This is a genomic window from Leptolyngbya sp. GGD (assembly GCF_026735145.1).
Taxonomy (GTDB): Bacteria; Cyanobacteriota; Cyanobacteriia; order Leptolyngbyales; family Leptolyngbyaceae; genus Leptolyngbya; species Leptolyngbya boryana.
Map to the genome: position 1 here is coordinate 158,829 of NZ_JAPQKE010000006.1, position 17,786 is coordinate 176,614.

Below are 17,786 nucleotides of genomic sequence, written 5' to 3' on the forward strand. Positions count from 1 at the left end.
TTATGCTGAAGCGTAAAACCAATGAGATTAAACTGTATGCAAGATTCAAATAGCCTGCTGTTTATTTAGCCAAAAAGATGCCTAAGGTGATCAAGGCAATCATTCAGCCCGAAACTGGGTTAGATTCAGAGATAAGTGATTTAGCCTGCTGACATCTCGAACAGCTAACCCTCTGAACTTTTAACCTTCAGCGATGAACAGGCGATCGTATCCGTCAAAACCGCACTCGCTATTGCACCTGTATGAATCTCAAGATGGGCGTTGTCAGGCGCTTCAAACAGTAAGCGTTGTCCCGGAAATACCACCCGCTCAAAATACCAATTCTCAATATTCGCAATTCGGGCAATCTGAACTTGGGGCGTTGAATTGACGTAGCAGCACAAACCAAACGTCAGCGCTGATCTCACGCTCGTTGAAAGAGAATTCATTTTTTCTAATCAAAAATATTTTCCCGTCGATCGTACTCGGACTTCTTCGATTTGACGCTCTATCTTTCTGTAGAAATTCCGCCAAATCGACTCAATTTCTCTAAACAGCTGCTGAAATCCTTGTAAATATACACATTGGTCTCTTCTTAACCGGATTCTTCATATAAAGCTTTGATGAAATGACACATTCAAACTTTAAGGATTGTGTTTGAATCTTTCCCTCAAACTTGTCTATCTGTGCAAGCGAGGGCAATCTGGAATGAGTTCAGAAAAATAGCGTATTCAAACGGTTGACTTTTCAAAGTTTTTTCTCTATGGAAAAATGGAAAAGTCAGAACTGCAAATCCAAATACTTCTACCAAGATTTTGATTTACAGTTCTAACATGCATCTCACACAATCAGGCGATATCACTGGGAATATTGGCATCAGACACCGCATCTGCCTGGGATTGCCAATATTCATGAATCAAACTTTCTAGCTCCGATCGCTGAACCTCAGTTCCGATCGTCGCATTTCCGGGTGTTTCAAAAAAAATAGTGCTGTAATCCTTATCCATTGCCAGCATTTGAAACAGGATATGCGTCACAGGGACAGGTAAAGCAATTAAATTCGGATCACTCAGATCATAAGGACTAGAAGCCACGTCTTTGAGACTGGGAAACGCATAAACCACGTTTTTCTCTGTCTCGCCTTGGGTACGATGATTCAGGGTTAACATCACCCAATCTTGATTGAGCGTCTGCACTACATAATATTGAAGATGTCGTAACCGTTGCGCGATCGCGCTTAAAACCGGAGCGATAGACTCAATAAGCTGAGGAGTAGAGCCGTCTTTGGGTGCGTCATTAATCAGCGCTTGAAGTTGTTGATCTAGAGTCATACGTACCGTCCGCAAATAATCAGGGATTTCTACCACTATTGTGATCTAGGCATCACAAAAAAGTTCCATCAAACCAATGAGAGAAAGCCATTGATTTGCACGACACTAGAAACCGTGGGGGAAATCTGCCAGAGCGTGGATGCGATTCTTCAGCTATTACTAGGCGAACTGAAACAAGCAACCCATGCCTCTGAGCGCAATTGTCAAGAAGTCGCCGATCGACTCACCCAAGAAGTCGTCCGAATTTGCTCCGAGAGCAAACGGATTCAAGCTTCCGGCGAAATTCAAACCTGGGCAACGACTCTTGCCAAGCATCGCCTTCAACAATGTCTGTCCTATTACAAATTAGGGTCGCGTCGTGGTCGCGCTGAGCTTCACAGCAATTTGAGTGCTGTGATTTACCGCTACATCACGCCACCCCAAACTCAATCGAGCTACCAAGCCCGACTCGTTTTGATCGAAGACTTCTTACAAGGCTTTTACATGGAAGCGCTGAACGCCTTCCGGAGAGAGTCGCAGTTGGGAGCCGAATACACGCCCAAAACCACGCTAGAGCTTGCGGAATACATGGCGTTCACCGAGCGTTATGGCAAGCGTCGTATTCCCCTACCCGGACACCGGAACCAACAGCTGATCATTTTGCGCGCACAGACCTTTTCTCAGCAGCAGCCCATCGAAACTCTCGTGGATTTGGAGCAAGCCGCAGAAGGGTCGATGTCAGAATCTGAGAATCCTTGGAATATGGCCTCAATTCAGCAAGTCCGCGAGCAAATGGTCGCTCAAGAACCCGAATTAGCTGAAGATACGTTGCGGCAATCGGTTGTCAAAGAATTGATTGCTTATCTCGAAGAACGGAAGCAGCATGACTGTATCGACTACTTTACGTTAAGACTTCAAGATTTACCGGCCAATGAAATTGAAGCAATTTTGGGCTTAACCCCGCGTCAACGGGATTACTTACAGCAGCGATTCAAATATCATTTGATTCGATTTTCGTTCTCTCACCATTGGGAGCTGGTGCATCAATGGCTAGAAGCCGATTTAGAGCGTAATCTGGGACTCTCCAATCGACAGTGGAAACTGTTACATCAACGGGCAACGAAGTCTCAAGCTGAACTGCTTCATCTCAAGCAACAAAAATTACCCGAGAGCACGATCGCTCAACGGTTAGGTTGCACGGTGAATCAAGTTCAGAAACAATGGTTTAAACTCCTTGAGCAAGCTTGGGAAATTCGTAATGACCAAGATTCCGGAGGAACGCTCTCGGCTGATGAATAGGGTGTTATCACAATGGATCACGACTTAGAAAGCAGAACTAGAGTTCTATTAAAACTGTTACAAAACCTAGGATTGGTCAATCCATCCGATCCGAGGGTCACTTTTGAACAGTTCGATCAACATCGTGATGCTATCCGTGAGGATCGTTCCACCTCACACTCGTCCTCGTCTGAGGACTTATCACACCAACCGGGAGAGATACCTGCTGTGCAAGATCGTTTTCATGCGCTGCTAAAACGTCGTCTTCTGATGGAGGCTGAGCAAAAGCCGCCCGTTTTTCCTTGGGAAAAAGAAGCGGTTCATTATGATGCTGAGTCAACGATCGAAGCGCAACCTGTTTTAGCCGCAGCATCTGTTTGGTTAAGTCAAATTCGTCATATGAATTTGCCGATCCCTTTGCCTGAAGCGGTGATGACCGAACTTCTGGCACGGTGTCAATCGGCGTTATTTTCTTCGCTGCGAGAAGGAGCAAAACTGGTTCAGGCAGTGGACACCCTGTTTCCGGGGCAGTCTCAACTGCTCAACAATGTTGCAGGGTATGTGATGGTTTCTCCAGCTCGGTCTTCTGTTGCCAAGCTGCAAGACCTCGCGACTGAGCTTGGAGAGGAGTTGCCGAAGTCTTTTGAGGGTGCGATCGACACGCAGCAAATGGCGTTATCGCTACTAGCAGCCCGCGAGATTCTGAGTACATTGACGTTGAAGATTTCGACACAGCAACCTCGGATTGAGCGGGAATGGCTGACTGAGCTTGGAGCATTTACCCTACGGATGGAGTATAAGACAGATTGCTTACGAATTGAGGCAGAGCTTCCTTGTGGCGGCAGTCTTCAGTTCCAAGGCGAGGAGTCTCGGTCTTTAGTCGATCGCGACGGAGCGGGTCGGCTGAATCTGGAGATTCGGGAGTTCGCTGTCGATCGCGTCTATCCGTTAGAAGTTCGTTTAGGCGAACAAGATGTGTTGACGTTTGCTGTGAACGTTCAACGTTAAAGCCAATTGGAATTTGAGTAAAAGTGAAGGGTGGGATAGAAGATGCTATCTGCCCTTCGTTTTTTTGTTGGGAGATAGGGAGTGGGGATAGGAAGATAGGGAGCAATCTAAGTTTGGGTTCTCCCCATCTCCCAACTTCCGAAAAATAACTGCGGTTCACAACGACCTCCACACTTTCCCTCTCCCAAGCCCTACGAAAAATTAGGCTCTTCCTTCCGTGCTGCAAAATCTGCTGCGCGTGCAATCCGAATACTTCCTTGAGGCGAAACATAGGCGACTTCAGGGAAATATTGTGCAAGGGGCGTTTCTGGGGCGCGAGCAACATAATCCGCGATCCGAATCTGAGTTGGCTCCATTTGCAGCGCCATGATGAGACATTTTGCATTGCCTTTACATCCTGCGTGCGCTACGCCTCGCAAGCGACCCCACACTAAAATATCGCCTTCTGCAATGATCGAACTTCCAGGATTGAGATCTCCAACAACTACGACTGTTCCGTTATGACGAATTTCTGCACCCGATCGTAATGTCATTTGGATATAGAGCGGATCCTCCATCGCTGTTGCAGGCTCAGAATTCGGAAGTAATGGGGAAGCAGCCGTAATTTGTTCAACCGAGTAGCCTGCAGTTGCAGCAACAACAGCCGTTTGACGACGACGGGTATGCACCCATTTCAATTGCAATTGCACTTCAGCCAAAGCTTCTGCGATCGCGCTAATTTGCCGTGTATCGAGCAAGCGATCGTCACTGACCAAATGCACAGGGGTATTCGGCTGCCAAAATCGTTCCTGACCCATTAAAAGCTGTTTGAATTGCTGCCACAGTTCTACCCAAGCCAGGGCAATCTTTGAATTCTCGGATTCGGGCGGCAAAATCAGATGCAGTTCCCCCTCTTTTGTTTTGAGGCGGACTTGGAGATCTGCGATCGCGACTGTCTGAGGAGATAGCTCGCTCGATGTAGAAAGACTGCTATCCGTGATCTCGCTGGATGCATGAGCGTCACTAGATGCAGTGACATCAGTTTTAGGGTTCTCAGCAGTTGGAGTGTCTGAGGAAGGTGTAGGGGCTTCTAGAGGCTTCTCCAGAGTTGGATCTGAAGTCACTGAGAGTGGGTCAATGGGGGTGGGCGAAACAGAAGTGTCAGGAGTCATGCCTTAATGGTGGGGCTGCAACGGATAGATCATATTGAGTCATTGAGCGGATTGCAAGTTGTTTCGATTGACAGACGAAAAAGATCGGAATTTGAGTTAGCGTTTTGTCGTGAATTTAAAGAATGGATCGAGATGTAGGGTTATTTCAAATTATGTAAAGTATCTTCCCCAAATGAGAATTATTTTGGGAAAACCGGAGATGGAAGTACTGAAATCGAGAGTGAGGAAAGATGTCAGAGTTAATTCAAGCTGTTCTCAAGAGTGAGGAACGATCGAATTTTCGTCAATTTGCGAGCTTATTAAGATCGGCTGATAAAAAGTATTTACTTAGAAATGAAATTCTTCAACTCTTTAATGAAAAGTCAGAGCAATTTTCCGATTCACCAAATCTACAAAAATTAATCCGATATGTTCAAGAAATCATTTTAGAAAACGACTTTTTTTGTCTAATCATCCGTCCGAGAATTGCAAAGCAGGAGGCGTACCGAATCCTTGAGGATTTGACAGTAGAACCGATGAGTGTTCAAGAATTGCTCGATTTACGCGATCGCTTTGTCAACCACTATCATCCCCAAGAAGGGGATGTATACGAAATTGATTTTGCGCCCTTCTATGACTATTCGCCTGTATTGCGTGATCCAAAAAACATTGGAAAAGGTGTTGAATATCTCAACCGTTTTCTATCTAGCCAATTATTTCAAGATGAGAAAAAGGGGCAAGTTTCGTTATATCAATTTCTACAGTTACATCGATATAACGGGCTTCAATTGTTGATTAATGAGCGGATTCGCTCCACCGAAGAATTAAGCGATCGCGTGAAGCAAGCCTTAGGAATTGTCAGCGATCGTGATCCAAATGATCCTTATCAAACCTTTCGATTTGAATTACAAGATTTAGGATTTGAACCAGGTTGGGGTAACACAGCGGCAAGGGTTCGAGAAACGTTAGAAATTTTAGATCAATTAATTGATTCACCTGATCACCAAACTTTAGATGCTTTTATCTCGCGAATTCCAATGATCTTTAGAGTGGCATTAATTTCGCCGCATGGATGGTTTGGACAAGAAGGCGTTTTAGGCAGACCTGATACGGGCGGGCAAGTCGTCTACATTCTAGATCAGGTTAAAAGCTTGGAAAAACAGTTGCAAGAGGATCTTGAACTTGCAGGTTTAGCTATCTTGGGTGTGCAGCCGAAAGTCATCGTTTTAACGCGATTGATTCCAAATAGTGATGGAACACTTTGTAATCAGAGACTTGAAAAGATTTATGGCACAACAGATGCTTGGATTTTAAGAGTCCCATTTCGAGAATTTAATCCACATTTGACACAAAATTGGATTTCTCGATTCGAGATTTGGCCGTATTTGGAGACCTTTGCAATCGATGCAGAACGTGAGCTTCGAGCGGAGTTTCAAGGCAGACCGGATTTAATTATCGGTAACTATTCTGACGGAAACCTCGTTGCTTTTTTACTAGCAAGACGGCTCAAAGTAACACATTGTATTATTGCTCATGCGCTTGAGAAATCGAAATATCTTTTTAGCAATCTTTACTGGCAAGATCTAGAAGATAAATATCATTTCTCGCTGCAATTTACGGCAGATTTGATTGCAATGAATGCAGCAAACTTTATCATTAGCAGCACCTATCAAGAGATCGTTGGCACACCTGAAAGCGTTGGTCAGTACGAATCTTACAAATCTTTTACTATGCCAGATTTGTACCATGTTGTTGATGGGATTGAGTTATTTAGTCCTAAATTCAACGTTGTTCCTCCAGGTGTGAATGAAGCCGTATTCTTTCCCTTTACTCGCACAGAAGATCGACTATTAAACGATCGAGAACGGCTAGAGAATCTTCTGTTTTACGATGACGATCCTGAACAAATCTACGGCAAATTGGATAATCCAGATAAACGTCCGTTGTTCTCGATGGCGAGACTTGATCGCATTAAAAATCTCACAGGACTGGCTGAGACTTATGGACAAAGTGAATCTCTGCAAGAGCGATGTAATTTGATCCTAATTGCGGGGAAACTTCGCACCGATGATTCAACCGATCACGAAGAAATTAGCGAAATCGAAAAGCTGTATGAAATTATCGATCGCTATCAGCTCAAGGGCAAAATTCGCTGGCTTGGTGTGCGTCTGCCCAAAATTGACACGGGAGAGGTGTATCGAGTTATTGCTGATCGAGAAGGAATTTTTGTGCAGCCTGCTTTATTTGAGGCATTTGGCTTGACGATTCTTGAAGCGATGGTGACTGGGCTGCCAATGTTTGCAACTCGATTTGGAGGTCCACTTGAAATTATTCAGAACAAAGTGAATGGATTTTATATCAATCCAACCAATTACGAAGAAACAGCAGAAGTAATTTTAGAGTTTCTAGACCAGTGCGATCGCGATCCGCACTATTGGAGCCAGATTTCGCAGCGGGGAATCGAGCGAGTCTACAGTACTTACACTTGGAAAATTCATACAACGCGGCTGCTCTCACTTGCCAAAATTTATGGCTTCTGGAATTACACTTCACAAGATCATCGCGAAGATATGATGCGATACATTGAATCGCTGTTCTATCTGCTCTATCGCCCTAGAGCGCAAGGATTGTTAGCTGAACAACTCCAGCGATCGTAAAAAACAAGAAAAAAGAGAGTGCAAAACTTCACTCTCTTTTTTGATGATTGTCGTGTTTTCTAACGGATTTAGATTTCCGCTTCGGTATCGCGTTGTTTGCGGTAACGCACTGCGATCGCGCTCACTAACGCTAATGCTGCGATCGTGCCAGGTTCAGGTACTTTCGTAGGTTTAGGTGTGGGCGGTTTCGGAGGAGTTGGAGGTGCCGGAGGAGTAACCGGTGGGGTCGGATCGTTGGGTTTTGTTCCATCGATCGGCGTGTCGAATATTGGAGGAGTAACTGGAGGAGTCACCGGAGGAGTAACTGGGGGAGTGGTTGGTGGGGTAGTCGGGGGAGTGGTTGGTGGGGTAGTCGGGGGAGTGGTCGGTGGGGTGGTTGGTGGAGTGGTCGGTGGAGTGGTCGGTGGGGTGGTTGGTGGAGTGGTCGGTGGGGTGGTTGGTGGAGTAGTCGGTGGGGTGGTTGGTGGAGTAGTCGGTGGGGTGGTTGGTGGAGTAGTCGGAGGATTAGTCACAGTGACGGAAGTCGCACGACCCGTACCGCTTGAGCCTAATGATGTACCCGCAATGCTCTGGTAACGAACTCCAAGATTATTGAGTGTGAGGCTATTGACTGCACCCGCCAGTGTGAGTGAGAAGTCAAACGTTCCAGTACCCCCAGCCGTGGCGATACCGCCATTTCCGCCCCCTTGGCAAGTGTTTCCAGCGTTGAAGCAAACATTTACATTGCCAAACTGATTTGGAAATGCACCATTCAAATGTGCCTTATCAAACAAACCGCTCACGCTTGAACTCAGAAGCGTCGAGCTTGTGTTGAAGCCTAATCCCGTTACACGAGAGGTAATGCCACCGCTAGAAGTGTCGTCCAACACCGCTTGAAACTTCGCGATCGTGTTTCCAGCAACAGTCTCAAATCCTTTGAAAGTGAAGTCAACAAATGAAGACAACCCTGCAACAGCTTGAGTGCCAACGTTCCCATCAAAGTTAACGCGGAAGATCTTACCTAAATCTGCCAGTCCAACTGTAAAAGAACTGGTTGCTGGAGTTGCCGTTTGGGTAGGACCTACAACAGTCGTGGTCGTCGTGGTAGTAGATTGCGATCTGCCATTATTCGCAAATGCTGGGTTCGCAATAGAGAGTAAGCTTAAACTCAGAATCCCTGAGTAGATTAGCAGCTTATTAGGTGACAAGGGTTTTGACATCTGAGTAATATTTGAAAGTCTATGTACAACTTATTACATTGATCGATGAGTCGTTCCTGATAATTTTGCTGACTTTAGAATCACTTCACAAAAGTTACATTATTCAGTGGTCATACGGTCACATTCATCTTGTAGCGTTGAACGTTTCCTATCAAAGTTCCAATCAATTCAGTCTGAACCGTCTGTGTATCATATTTAGAAATTGATTAATTTATACAATTCATATCAGTGGTATGACGGATTCAAAAAGTTTCTAGCAGATAGAGAAAGAGCTTGATGTGAAATTTGAAATTCTGAGTTTTTACCGAGGTTGTTTTCATGGCATCCACACGTCAGACTTTGTTTGAGTCATTTGTGGCGCTTTCCCGTGATTTCAGCAGTGCCGAAATTTTAGATTCCGACATAATGGTTCCTGTTTTGACAGTGCACTGAGTCGATAACATGCTGGCGATCGCACAATTTTTCGCGTTGATGAAACGAGTTTGGCTAATTTGGTTCTGCGCGAGTTTGCTTTATCTGAGTTTGACGTTGCCTGCCTTTGCTCAAGAAGTCGATCAACTCAAACAGAAGCAGCAGCAAGTTGATCAACAGCGAGAACTCGTACAGAAAGAGCGAGAAAAAGTGCAACGCCAAGAACGATTAGCACAAAAAGATCTCACCGGAATTCGACGTAATATCCAGGTAACGACTAGCCAGATCAAGACAACTGAAGCAAACTTGATGAATGCTAATCAAGTCTTGAAGAATTTGGAGAAAGATTTAGCCGCAACCGAGAGAACTTATCAGCAACGGCAATCTTCCACCGTTTCTCGTCTGAGATTTTTGCAACGTCAGCAGGGCAGTAATGGCTGGGCAGTTTTATTACAAAGCCAAGACTTGAATGATTTTCTCGATCGACGGTTCCGGCTCAAACAGATCTATAAAAACGATCGTAAAACGCTAACAGACTTAAAAATAGAAGCGGCGAAAGTCGATCGCCAACGGCAGCAAGTTGAACAGCAAAAGAATAATATTGCCCTGATTGCTCAACAGTTAATGGCACAGAAGGCGCAATTTGAGCAGCAGGCAGAGTATCAGAAAGAAATTGTCGAGCGTCTCAGAACCAATCGTCGGGCATTAGAAGCCGCAGAAGCACAATTAGAGAAAGATTCCAAAAGCATTGGCGAATTGATTCAAAAGCGGATTGCAGAAGAACGTGCTCGCAACGGAATTGTGATTTTGGGAACGGGTCAATTCAACTTACCGAGTGCAGGCCCGATCACCAGTGGATTCGGATATCGAATGCACCCAATTTTGGGATATCAGCGATTCCATGCTGGAATCGATTTTGGGGCAGATTACGGTAGCCCGATTATGGCAGCCGATCGAGGCGTTGTCATTTTTGCCGGATGGTATGGCGGATATGGAAATTCGGTCATTCTGGATCATGGGAATGGAATCACAACGATGTATGCTCACGCACAGGAATTGTATGTGAGTGAAGGGCAAACGGTGGAGCGAGGAAAAGCGATCGCGGCGACAGGTTCGACCGGATTATCCACAGGACCACATTTACACTTTGAAGTCAGGAAAGACGGTGAGCCTGTTGATCCTGCTGGATATTTGTAGGGTCTCATGCTCAATCGACCGATTCCTTTTTGGGAACGCTAACAAGAACGTATTTCAGGTTAGGAAGCGGGTAATGATCGGGGAAGATCAGTTTGAAGCAACATCAGATGCGACAGGATATCTTTGGCGAGTTCTCGATCAAGTTGCAACGCCAATTTTTGTTCAGAATCATCATCAGCAAATCGTTTTTGCCAATCAAGCTTTATGCACGCTCGCACACTATAGCGCGGCTGAATTTCTTCGCAATGTCGATCGTATTCTCTCACCTGACCTCACAACAGGACTGACAGCCGGAACTCAAACGGGATATCTGTATGATGCCAATGGCGGGACTCAAGAGATTTCGGTTGTAAAATCCGCTGTTCAAGGAATGCCCCTGATCGTTGCAACGATCAAAGAGACAGAATCCGCAAATTCAGATCAACTGGATCAAGCGATTCAAGAACGGAAAGCCGCAGAAGTTGCATTAATGCGATCGCAGCAGCGGCTGACCTTACTCATTCAACAATCCCCATTTGTTTTTGTCGAATGGGGAGCAGACTATAAAATCCAAACCTGGAACTTTGCTGCACAACGAACATTTGGCTACTCCCGAAAAGAAGCTGTCGGGCAGTCGCTTGAGAAAATTTTGCCAGAGTTTCTCAAAGCAGACTTTTTAACCGTCATTGCCCCATTACTGACCCAATCAGGAACAACACAACAGATCCAGAAACATTTGACTTTGAGCGGTGAAACGATTATTTGTGAATGGTTTCACTATCCGTTACTCGCTCCGAATGGTAGTGTGATGAGCATTGTTTCAATGGGAATTAACATTACCGATCGTGTGAATAGCGAAGCAGAACGTAGACAAGCAGAACTTGCGCGATCTCAGTCTGAGCAGCGATTAGCGCTTTTAGTTCAACATGCACCCCTCGCGATTATTGAATGGACACCCCAACTCACGGTCAAAGAGTGGAATCCAGCCGCAGAGTTTATGTTTGGCACATCGAGAGATGAAGCGCTTGGAAAACCTTGCGATTACTGGATTCCCAGTAACGTGCAGCCTGAGGTCAGCAAAGTAATCACGCGATTGATAGAACAGACAGGAGGAAAGCGCAACATTAATGAGAACATCCGCGACAATGGAGAAATTATTACTTGCGAATGGCATAACAATACTGTCTTAGACGCAGATGGAAATATTGTAAGTATTGTTTCGACAGTACTTGATATTACAGAGCGTATCCGATTAGAAACAGAGCGCGAACAAACTGCGATCGCGTTGCAAAATTCAGAACAGCAGCTTCGTCAAAAAGCACAGGAACTTGAACAAGCATTTCGGCAATTGCAAAAAACACAAACGCAATTGATTCAGACTGAGAAAATGTCGAGTTTAGGGCAATTAGTGGCAGGAATTGCTCATGAAATCAATAATCCTGTGAGCTTTATCTATGGCAATTTAGAACCCGCAAAGCAGTATGTTGAAGATTTGCTGAGCGTAATCTGGCTTTATCATGAGGCGTATCCCGTTCCGCCTCAGAAGATTGCCGAAGAACTAGAAGCCCTCGATCTAGAGTTTATGCAGCATGATGTATTCAAACTTCTAGATTCAATGGGAACCGGAGCCGAACGCATTCGGGATATTGTGCGATCGCTGCGAAATTTCTCACGCCATGATGAAGCTGAACTGAAGGCAGTGGATTTACGTGAAGGACTCGAAAGTACTTTAATGCTGTTGCAGCATTTGTTGAAAGCCAACCGAGCTTCGGGAACTTCAATGATGCGCCCTGCCATTCAGGTCACACAGAACTCTGATCGTTTGCCGAAAGTTCAATGCTTTGCAGGATTGCTCAATCAGGTATTTATGAATTTGATCTCGAATGCGATCGAGGCAATTGATGAGCGGTGGCTGCTAGAAGAAATTGATTTTATCCCGGAGATCACGATTGAAGCGGTGCTCTTTACTGAAGAGGTAGACGGACAACCGACGCAATGGGTACGAATTCAGATCACAGATAACGGAATTGGCATGTCAGTTGCGACGCATCAGCGGTTGTTTGACCCATTTTTTACGACTAAACCGATTGGTCACGGTTCAGGATTAGGATTGTCGATTAGTTATCAGATTGTCACCGAGCAGCATGGGGGACGGTTGTGGTGTGACCATCAGGCAGAGCGGGGAGCCACGTTTGTGATTGAGATTCCAGTGCGGCAGTTGCAGTGGAGTTAGGGAAGTTTGGCGATAGCTTACCAATCGTCATAGCTGGACTCACCTTCTGCGGCGCGTGGCACCACATTTGGAGGAGTTGTATAAGAGACCAGTTCTAACTGGCGTGAAGCCGATCGCGGTTTTTTCTTCTGATTCGGATTCCGTCGTCGGGAAACGCCTTCTTCGTTAGTATCTTCTGCCACGACTTCATACAGAATGGCTAATTTTCCTGGATCTTTGCTTTTGCGCAGAATTCGTCCCATCCGTTGAATGTACTCGCGTGCAGAACCCGTGCCCGAAAGCACGATCGCAATACTTGCATCGGGAACATCTACCCCTTCATTTAACACACGAGAAGCAACGAGCGAGCGATACTCTCCTTGCTTAAATTTGGTCAGAATCTCATGCCGTTCTTTCACAGGCGTTTGATGGGTAATGGCGGGGATCAACAGATCCTGAGAAATTCGATAAACTGTAGCGTTATCATCTGTGAAAATGAGCGTGCGTTCAGGATAATGACGCGCGAGTAAATCGGCAAGAACTCTCAGTTTTCCCTCGGTTCCAAATGCGATCGCTTTTGCTTCTCGATGCGCTAACATCGCTCGGCGTCCGGCTTTGGATCTCGCGCTTGCTTGCACAAATCGCTGCCAACCCTGAGCGCTACTTAGATAGAGATTCGATTGTTTGAGAAAGGCATTGCGAATTTGAATCAGTTGATCGTAGCGTTCTCGCTCCTGTTGAGAAAGTGCGACACGAATCTGAATTGCTTCGTGTTTCGCAAGGGCTGAACCGGATAATTCTTCTGGCGTTCTCCGATAAACTTCTTGTCCGATTAACGTCTTGAGATCTTCATGTTTGCCATCGGTGCGCTCTGGCGTTGCCGTCAACCCTAAGCGATAAGGCGCGATCGCATATTCTGCAATCACTCGATTAAAGTCGCTGGGCAAATGATGACATTCATCAAAGACTAGCAGCGCATATTGATTGCCTAATGTTTCTGCATGAATCGCGGCACTGTCATACGTTGCAACCAGAATCGGAGTGCGATCGCGCGATCCTCCGCCCAACAATCCAATCTCTGTATCAGGAAATGCAGCACATAAGTTCGCATACCATTGATGCATCAGATCCAAGGTTGGAACCATGATCAACGTACTGCGCTGGGTCGCTTGCATTGCCAACTGTGCCAGATACGTTTTCCCAGCTGCGGTCGGTAAGACCACGACACCTAATCGTCCTGAAGTTTGCCAAGCGTCTAAAGCTTCTTGCTGATGAGGATAAGGCTCCATTTCCACAGCAGGAACGAGATCGATCTGATTAAATCCTTTTGCGCGATCGTCGATTTCAATGCCTTCTGAGCGCAGTGCTAACATCAATTCTCGATATTGATTTGCAGGCACCCGAAACTTCTCAATGCGATCGTCCCACACGGCAAATTCGATCCACGCTTTGCCCTTAGGCGGTGGATGAAGAATCAGCGTTCCACGATCGTAAGATAGAGCAGGCTTGCGTGGCATTTTAGTACATTTGTCACTTAATCCTTCTGCTGATCGTACCGGATTTTCGTGAGAAATGTTTTATAGTTCGATCCAGTCAGTTCGGATGATCCTTAGAGCACTTGATGCATCAAATTCGTTCGGACTGAATCTAATCTCGCACAGAGCTAGAATTGCTGATTCCGAATTCACGAATTGCTCAAGTTAAATGACTCAATTCCAATTACTGAATCTGTGTAATCGGCTCACCTTTGAGCAACCGAATTTCCTGTTCCTGCACCTTAATCTTCTTATTCATCTCTCGCACCCGACCTGTGAGAATCTTGACCAAATTTAAGGCAATCCCAGGCGTTTCATCGACTGCTTCATATAGCTGCTGCTGCGTCAAGACCAAACACTCACAAGGCTCGATCGCCGTCACGGATGCCGATCGCGGTTCCGAATCGAACAGCGACATCTCTCCAAAAAAATCTCCACGTTTATAGAACGTCAAATCTCGGCTGCCACTATGCACCCGAACGACTCCTTTAGAAATGACATACATGGAGCGTCCTTCTTGACCCTCAATCAAAATCGTATCGCGCACCCCATACGATCGCTCTTCCATAATCGATGCCAGCCGCACCAGGAAATCGTCCCGCAATTCCTTAAAAATAGGGACTCCTCGAACAAGCAATAAGCGTTCAAAACTGTTCAACATGGCTGGCTTTTTTCAACTTACAAACTAGATATCACCCTAAGATTCGGTTTTCAGGCGCGGTAGCGCTTCAGGATGTTGTGCTGGCGGACGCATCCCCAACTTTTTCATCATCTCTTGAACTTGCGCTGCCACAATGGGATTGCGCTCGTTCTGAAATCCTTGCAGCACCAGTCCTAACTTCTGAGGAAATTGGGTTGCGATATAGCTCAGAGCGGCTTCTCGAACATAGCCTCTCGGATGTCGCAAGCCTGATCGAATCGCATCTGGGCTGATATTCCAATGTGCCCGTTTTGCGAGATGGAAACAGCAAGCTAATGCCCAATCTGAAATAAAATGCCGCAGCTCGAGTAAATGGTTCAGTCGCTCGCTCGGTTGCATCGGCGTATACGGCACAAGACTCGATAAACTCTGCAGCTTATCGATCGGCAACTCTCGATCCAAAACTCCCAGTAGTGCCCGTTTACTATTAATATCCAAGGTACTATCGAGAATTTCTAACCCTTGCGCGATCGCGGATTTCGATTCTGACTGTAAGTTATACTCTGCAACTCGAATCGAACCAATCGGATAGAGAAACTTCATCAGCAAGAAGATCCGCTCCAAACTATCGGCAGGCAACGTTTCTAATGCCGATCGCAAGAGCATCGTCTCATCACAGCGAATCCGCTCCAAAATCAAATCCATCGAAGCAGCATACACTTGCCCGATAAACATCAATTCTTGTTCGATCAGTTGTTCAATCCCTACACGTCCTAACTGCTCTGCGACTGCATCAATTCCTTTCTCGTTGGGCACTTTCAGCAGGATGCGTAATAGGGCACGTCGCGGAACTCCCCAAGAAGTTGTCAATCGAGAAATCAGCAGATCTAAAGCTTCTGGAGTGCCAATTTGTCCGATCGCACTCATCGCTTCAGTCCGAACTAACAGCGGTCGCTCCACATCATCCACAAGCCGAATCAGATTGTTGAGTGCGGTATCTTCTAAGCTCACGAGAGCTGACTTGGCGGCTTCGCGAGTGGGGCGATGATATAAACCCACCATCAGGTAACGGTAGAATTCTTCGGATCGAGTTGCCGCGATCGCTTCTAACGTTGCGGCTCTCACCTCAAACGATGGATCTTTGACCAACTTAGAGACATAAGGTTTGAGCCACAATCGTAAGCCTTGTAGATGTACGGCTCCTCCCAATGCCCGACAGCCAATCACGCGATCTTGAACTTGCTTGCTCGTCAACATCGAATGCAAGACATAGGTTGCTTCTGCCTTTTCGCTCATAGTCCCTTGGCGCAAAATCAGCGATGCTGCGGTCGCTCGCACAATAGAAGGATGATTTGGCTTGAGGTAATGCCGCAATTCACTGAATGAAGCAGATTCTTCGGTCAACCAGATATAGCGCAAAGCAACTGCCATTACTTCCGGAGCGGGACGTTGAGCGCAGAGTGATTTGACTGGATTTAAATATGCCGGATTCGGATGCTTGAGCATCACTTCGATGCTTTTGTACTGCAATTCTGGCGAAAGTCTAGAAAGCAGTGGAGCCAGAACTTCTCCTGAATTTCTGCCATCAATTTCACTTAAGAATTCGATACAGGCACGTTTATCTTCTTCGGTTCCGGGTTTTTCTAAAGTATCGATCGTCTTCTGTCGCAACGCTTTCAAATCGACCTCTGAGGTGCTCAACTGTCCACGCCCCGCATTCAGAACGAGCAGATTGAGATACTCTTTTTTTAATGCACCAATCGTCCAGAGCCACACAATCGCGGCTGCAATCATCAGACTGAAACTGAGCGTCTGTTCTGCAACGCCAATGCCATTCATACTGAGTTTGACTAATCCCATGAGAATTAATCCAGTCACAGCAGTAGAAATAGGCTCTGCAATACTCCGAACTTTTGCTTGTTCTTGGTTACGAATATGGTCAGGAACAGAATAAAAGAGAAATGGCACACTTCCACTTAGCAGCGTGTAATGCAGTAATTCATAGAGAAACCGCAGTGCTAAAACTCCATAAAACACAGGAATCATCCCGGTCATGGAGATGCCTGTGAGACTCATGACGACGATCGGCAGCAGCATAATCGAGGTGAAAACCCCCATGCGATCGAGAACACGGCTCGAAAACATCCACTGCATCGCCAATTCGCAAATCCCCAATGCCCCGTTAAACAGTCCGAGAAAGCCAGCAACTTCGCCACCTACAATCTGAGAAGCCAGCCCCGAATCTTTGCCTAATTGCGTCAGAAATTGAAACTCAACCAGCAAGAGAAAAACCTGTGCCAGCGAAAAGAAGATCTGCAACAACTGCATATAACTTTTCATCTGTCCCTGAAGTCGGGGCGGAGAATGTTCGGCATTGTTGTCTTCTCGACGACGACGAGCCGTAGGAAAAGCTTGCCGATTGGCAAGACTCAAGCCAAACAGGACGATCGCGCCGAAGACCATCAGCCCAAATGCCAGAAGCAGTACGCTTGGAACCGCTTGATCCCGTGGAAATTGCCGCAGGACCCAAGGTAACGAAAACCCACCAAACACATCTGCAACCAGAATGCCGCTACTGATTAACGGATAGGTACGCTTAATTTCTCGGATATTAAACAACTGATTAGCGGTAATCGAAGCGTTCAAATCATTGAGAACATGGCTTGCCTCTAGCCAGAGCTGCATGGCAAAGATCGTAATCTGCACAATATAAAAGCTGCCAATCTGTGCTTCCGCAGATTCGCTAAGACCCAATGAAAAGAAGGGAAGGGGTGCAGCAAGTAAGAGCGCAATCCAAATAATCACCGATCGCAGCGGCAAAAATGTTTGCAGCCACGAGTACAACATTCCTAAAAGAATCTTCAGACCAGCACTTGTGATGTAGATGACGGGAAGATTCGCTGCGCCAAATTCTGAGAGAAAGCGATCGACCGAACAGGCTTCAAGCCACATCAGACCGGATGAAGTTGCGCTATAAGCCGTAAACATCCAAAACGTGCGCTGTCCTTCGCCTTTTCGGAGATTAATCCAGCGCAGGAACCGATTTTCGCCTGATTTTTGGGGAGCCGAATTTGACGCAACCATGTGGGGGTGTTCTCGTTAAATCGATGCACATGATTCCTTGATGTATGTGAGGAATCCTCCCTAAGATGCCCAAGTTTCTACCGAAGCAAAAGGGACAGCAAGAATTGATCTCACTGTCCCTTAATTGGGTTGGGGGAATGGAGGAATAGGGGAATGGCGATATTACG

Annotated in this window: 12 protein-coding genes; 5 read left to right on the forward strand and 7 right to left on the reverse strand. The window is 46.1% G+C overall.

The annotated features are described in order from the left end of the window. Positions 1-164 precede the first annotated feature (164 nt). Together OU814_RS24105 and OU814_RS24110 are read right to left on the reverse strand one after the other, a co-directional pair. Positions 165-428, reverse strand: a complete 264-nt coding sequence (locus OU814_RS24105) for a DUF1830 domain-containing protein (protein ID WP_017288779.1) — start codon at positions 426-428, stop codon at positions 165-167. A gap of 399 nt (positions 429-827) precedes the next feature. Next, positions 828-1,310: a hypothetical protein gene (locus OU814_RS24110; RefSeq protein ID WP_017288778.1), complete on the reverse strand. Its 483-nt coding sequence runs from the start codon at positions 1,308-1,310 to the stop codon at positions 828-830. 135 nt (positions 1,311-1,445) lie between these two features. Here OU814_RS24110 and hetZ point away from each other — a divergent pair, with 135 nt between their 5' ends. Both hetZ and OU814_RS24120 read left to right on the forward strand, forming a co-directional pair. After that, entirely contained in the window at positions 1,446-2,588 is a 1,143-nt protein-coding gene (gene hetZ, locus OU814_RS24115) for a heterocyst differentiation protein HetZ (RefSeq protein WP_268242326.1), read from the forward strand. Between the two features lie 207 nt (positions 2,589-2,795). Next, positions 2,796-3,575 carry a hypothetical protein gene (locus tag OU814_RS24120; protein ID WP_051077802.1) on the forward strand — a complete coding sequence of 260 codons (780 nt, stop codon included), beginning with the start codon at positions 2,796-2,798 and terminating at the stop codon, positions 3,573-3,575. 191 nt (positions 3,576-3,766) lie between these two features. Here OU814_RS24120 and minC read toward each other — a convergent pair whose 3' ends face one another. Continuing rightward, complete coding sequence (gene minC / locus OU814_RS24125) at positions 3,767-4,726, reverse strand: septum site-determining protein MinC (protein ID WP_268242327.1); 960 nt, start codon at positions 4,724-4,726, stop codon at positions 3,767-3,769. A gap of 230 nt (positions 4,727-4,956) precedes the next feature. Here minC and OU814_RS24130 point away from each other — a divergent pair, with 230 nt between their 5' ends. After that, a complete protein-coding gene (locus tag OU814_RS24130; protein WP_017288774.1) occupies positions 4,957-7,362 on the forward strand; it encodes a sucrose synthase in 2,406 nt (801 codons plus the stop codon). Positions 7,363-7,430: 68 nt separating this feature from the next. On the opposite strand, the gene OU814_RS24135 is transcribed toward OU814_RS24130, so the two are convergent. Beyond that, the gene (locus OU814_RS24135; protein ID WP_268242328.1) at positions 7,431-8,561 is read right to left on the reverse strand and encodes a cistern family PEP-CTERM protein; all 1,131 of its coding nucleotides are present in this window, start codon (positions 8,559-8,561) and stop codon (positions 7,431-7,433) included. 441 nt (positions 8,562-9,002) lie between these two features. Here OU814_RS24135 and OU814_RS24140 point away from each other — a divergent pair, with 441 nt between their 5' ends. Together OU814_RS24140 and OU814_RS24145 are read left to right on the forward strand one after the other, a co-directional pair. Beyond that, on the forward strand, positions 9,003-10,169 hold the full coding sequence (locus OU814_RS24140; RefSeq protein ID WP_190651994.1) for a murein hydrolase activator EnvC family protein: 1,167 nt from the start codon (positions 9,003-9,005) through the stop codon (positions 10,167-10,169). Positions 10,170-10,242: 73 nt separating this feature from the next. Beyond that, a complete protein-coding gene (locus OU814_RS24145) occupies positions 10,243-12,381 on the forward strand; it encodes a PAS domain-containing sensor histidine kinase (protein WP_268242329.1) in 2,139 nt (712 codons plus the stop codon). Positions 12,382-12,398: 17 nt separating this feature from the next. Here the strand turns inward: OU814_RS24145 and OU814_RS24150 are convergent, their stop codons facing one another. The 3 genes from OU814_RS24150 to OU814_RS24160 form a co-directional block, all read right to left on the reverse strand. Next, complete coding sequence (locus OU814_RS24150) at positions 12,399-13,877, reverse strand: DEAD/DEAH box helicase family protein (protein WP_190651992.1); 1,479 nt, start codon at positions 13,875-13,877, stop codon at positions 12,399-12,401. 202 nt (positions 13,878-14,079) lie between these two features. After that, positions 14,080-14,556 (reverse strand): Crp/Fnr family transcriptional regulator, encoded by a 477-nt coding sequence (locus OU814_RS24155; protein WP_017288769.1) that lies wholly within the window; start codon positions 14,554-14,556, stop codon positions 14,080-14,082. 36 nt (positions 14,557-14,592) lie between these two features. Beyond that, positions 14,593-17,619: an Npt1/Npt2 family nucleotide transporter gene (locus OU814_RS24160; RefSeq protein ID WP_017288768.1), complete on the reverse strand. Its 3,027-nt coding sequence runs from the start codon at positions 17,617-17,619 to the stop codon at positions 14,593-14,595. Between the last annotated feature and the right edge of the window lie 167 nt (positions 17,620-17,786).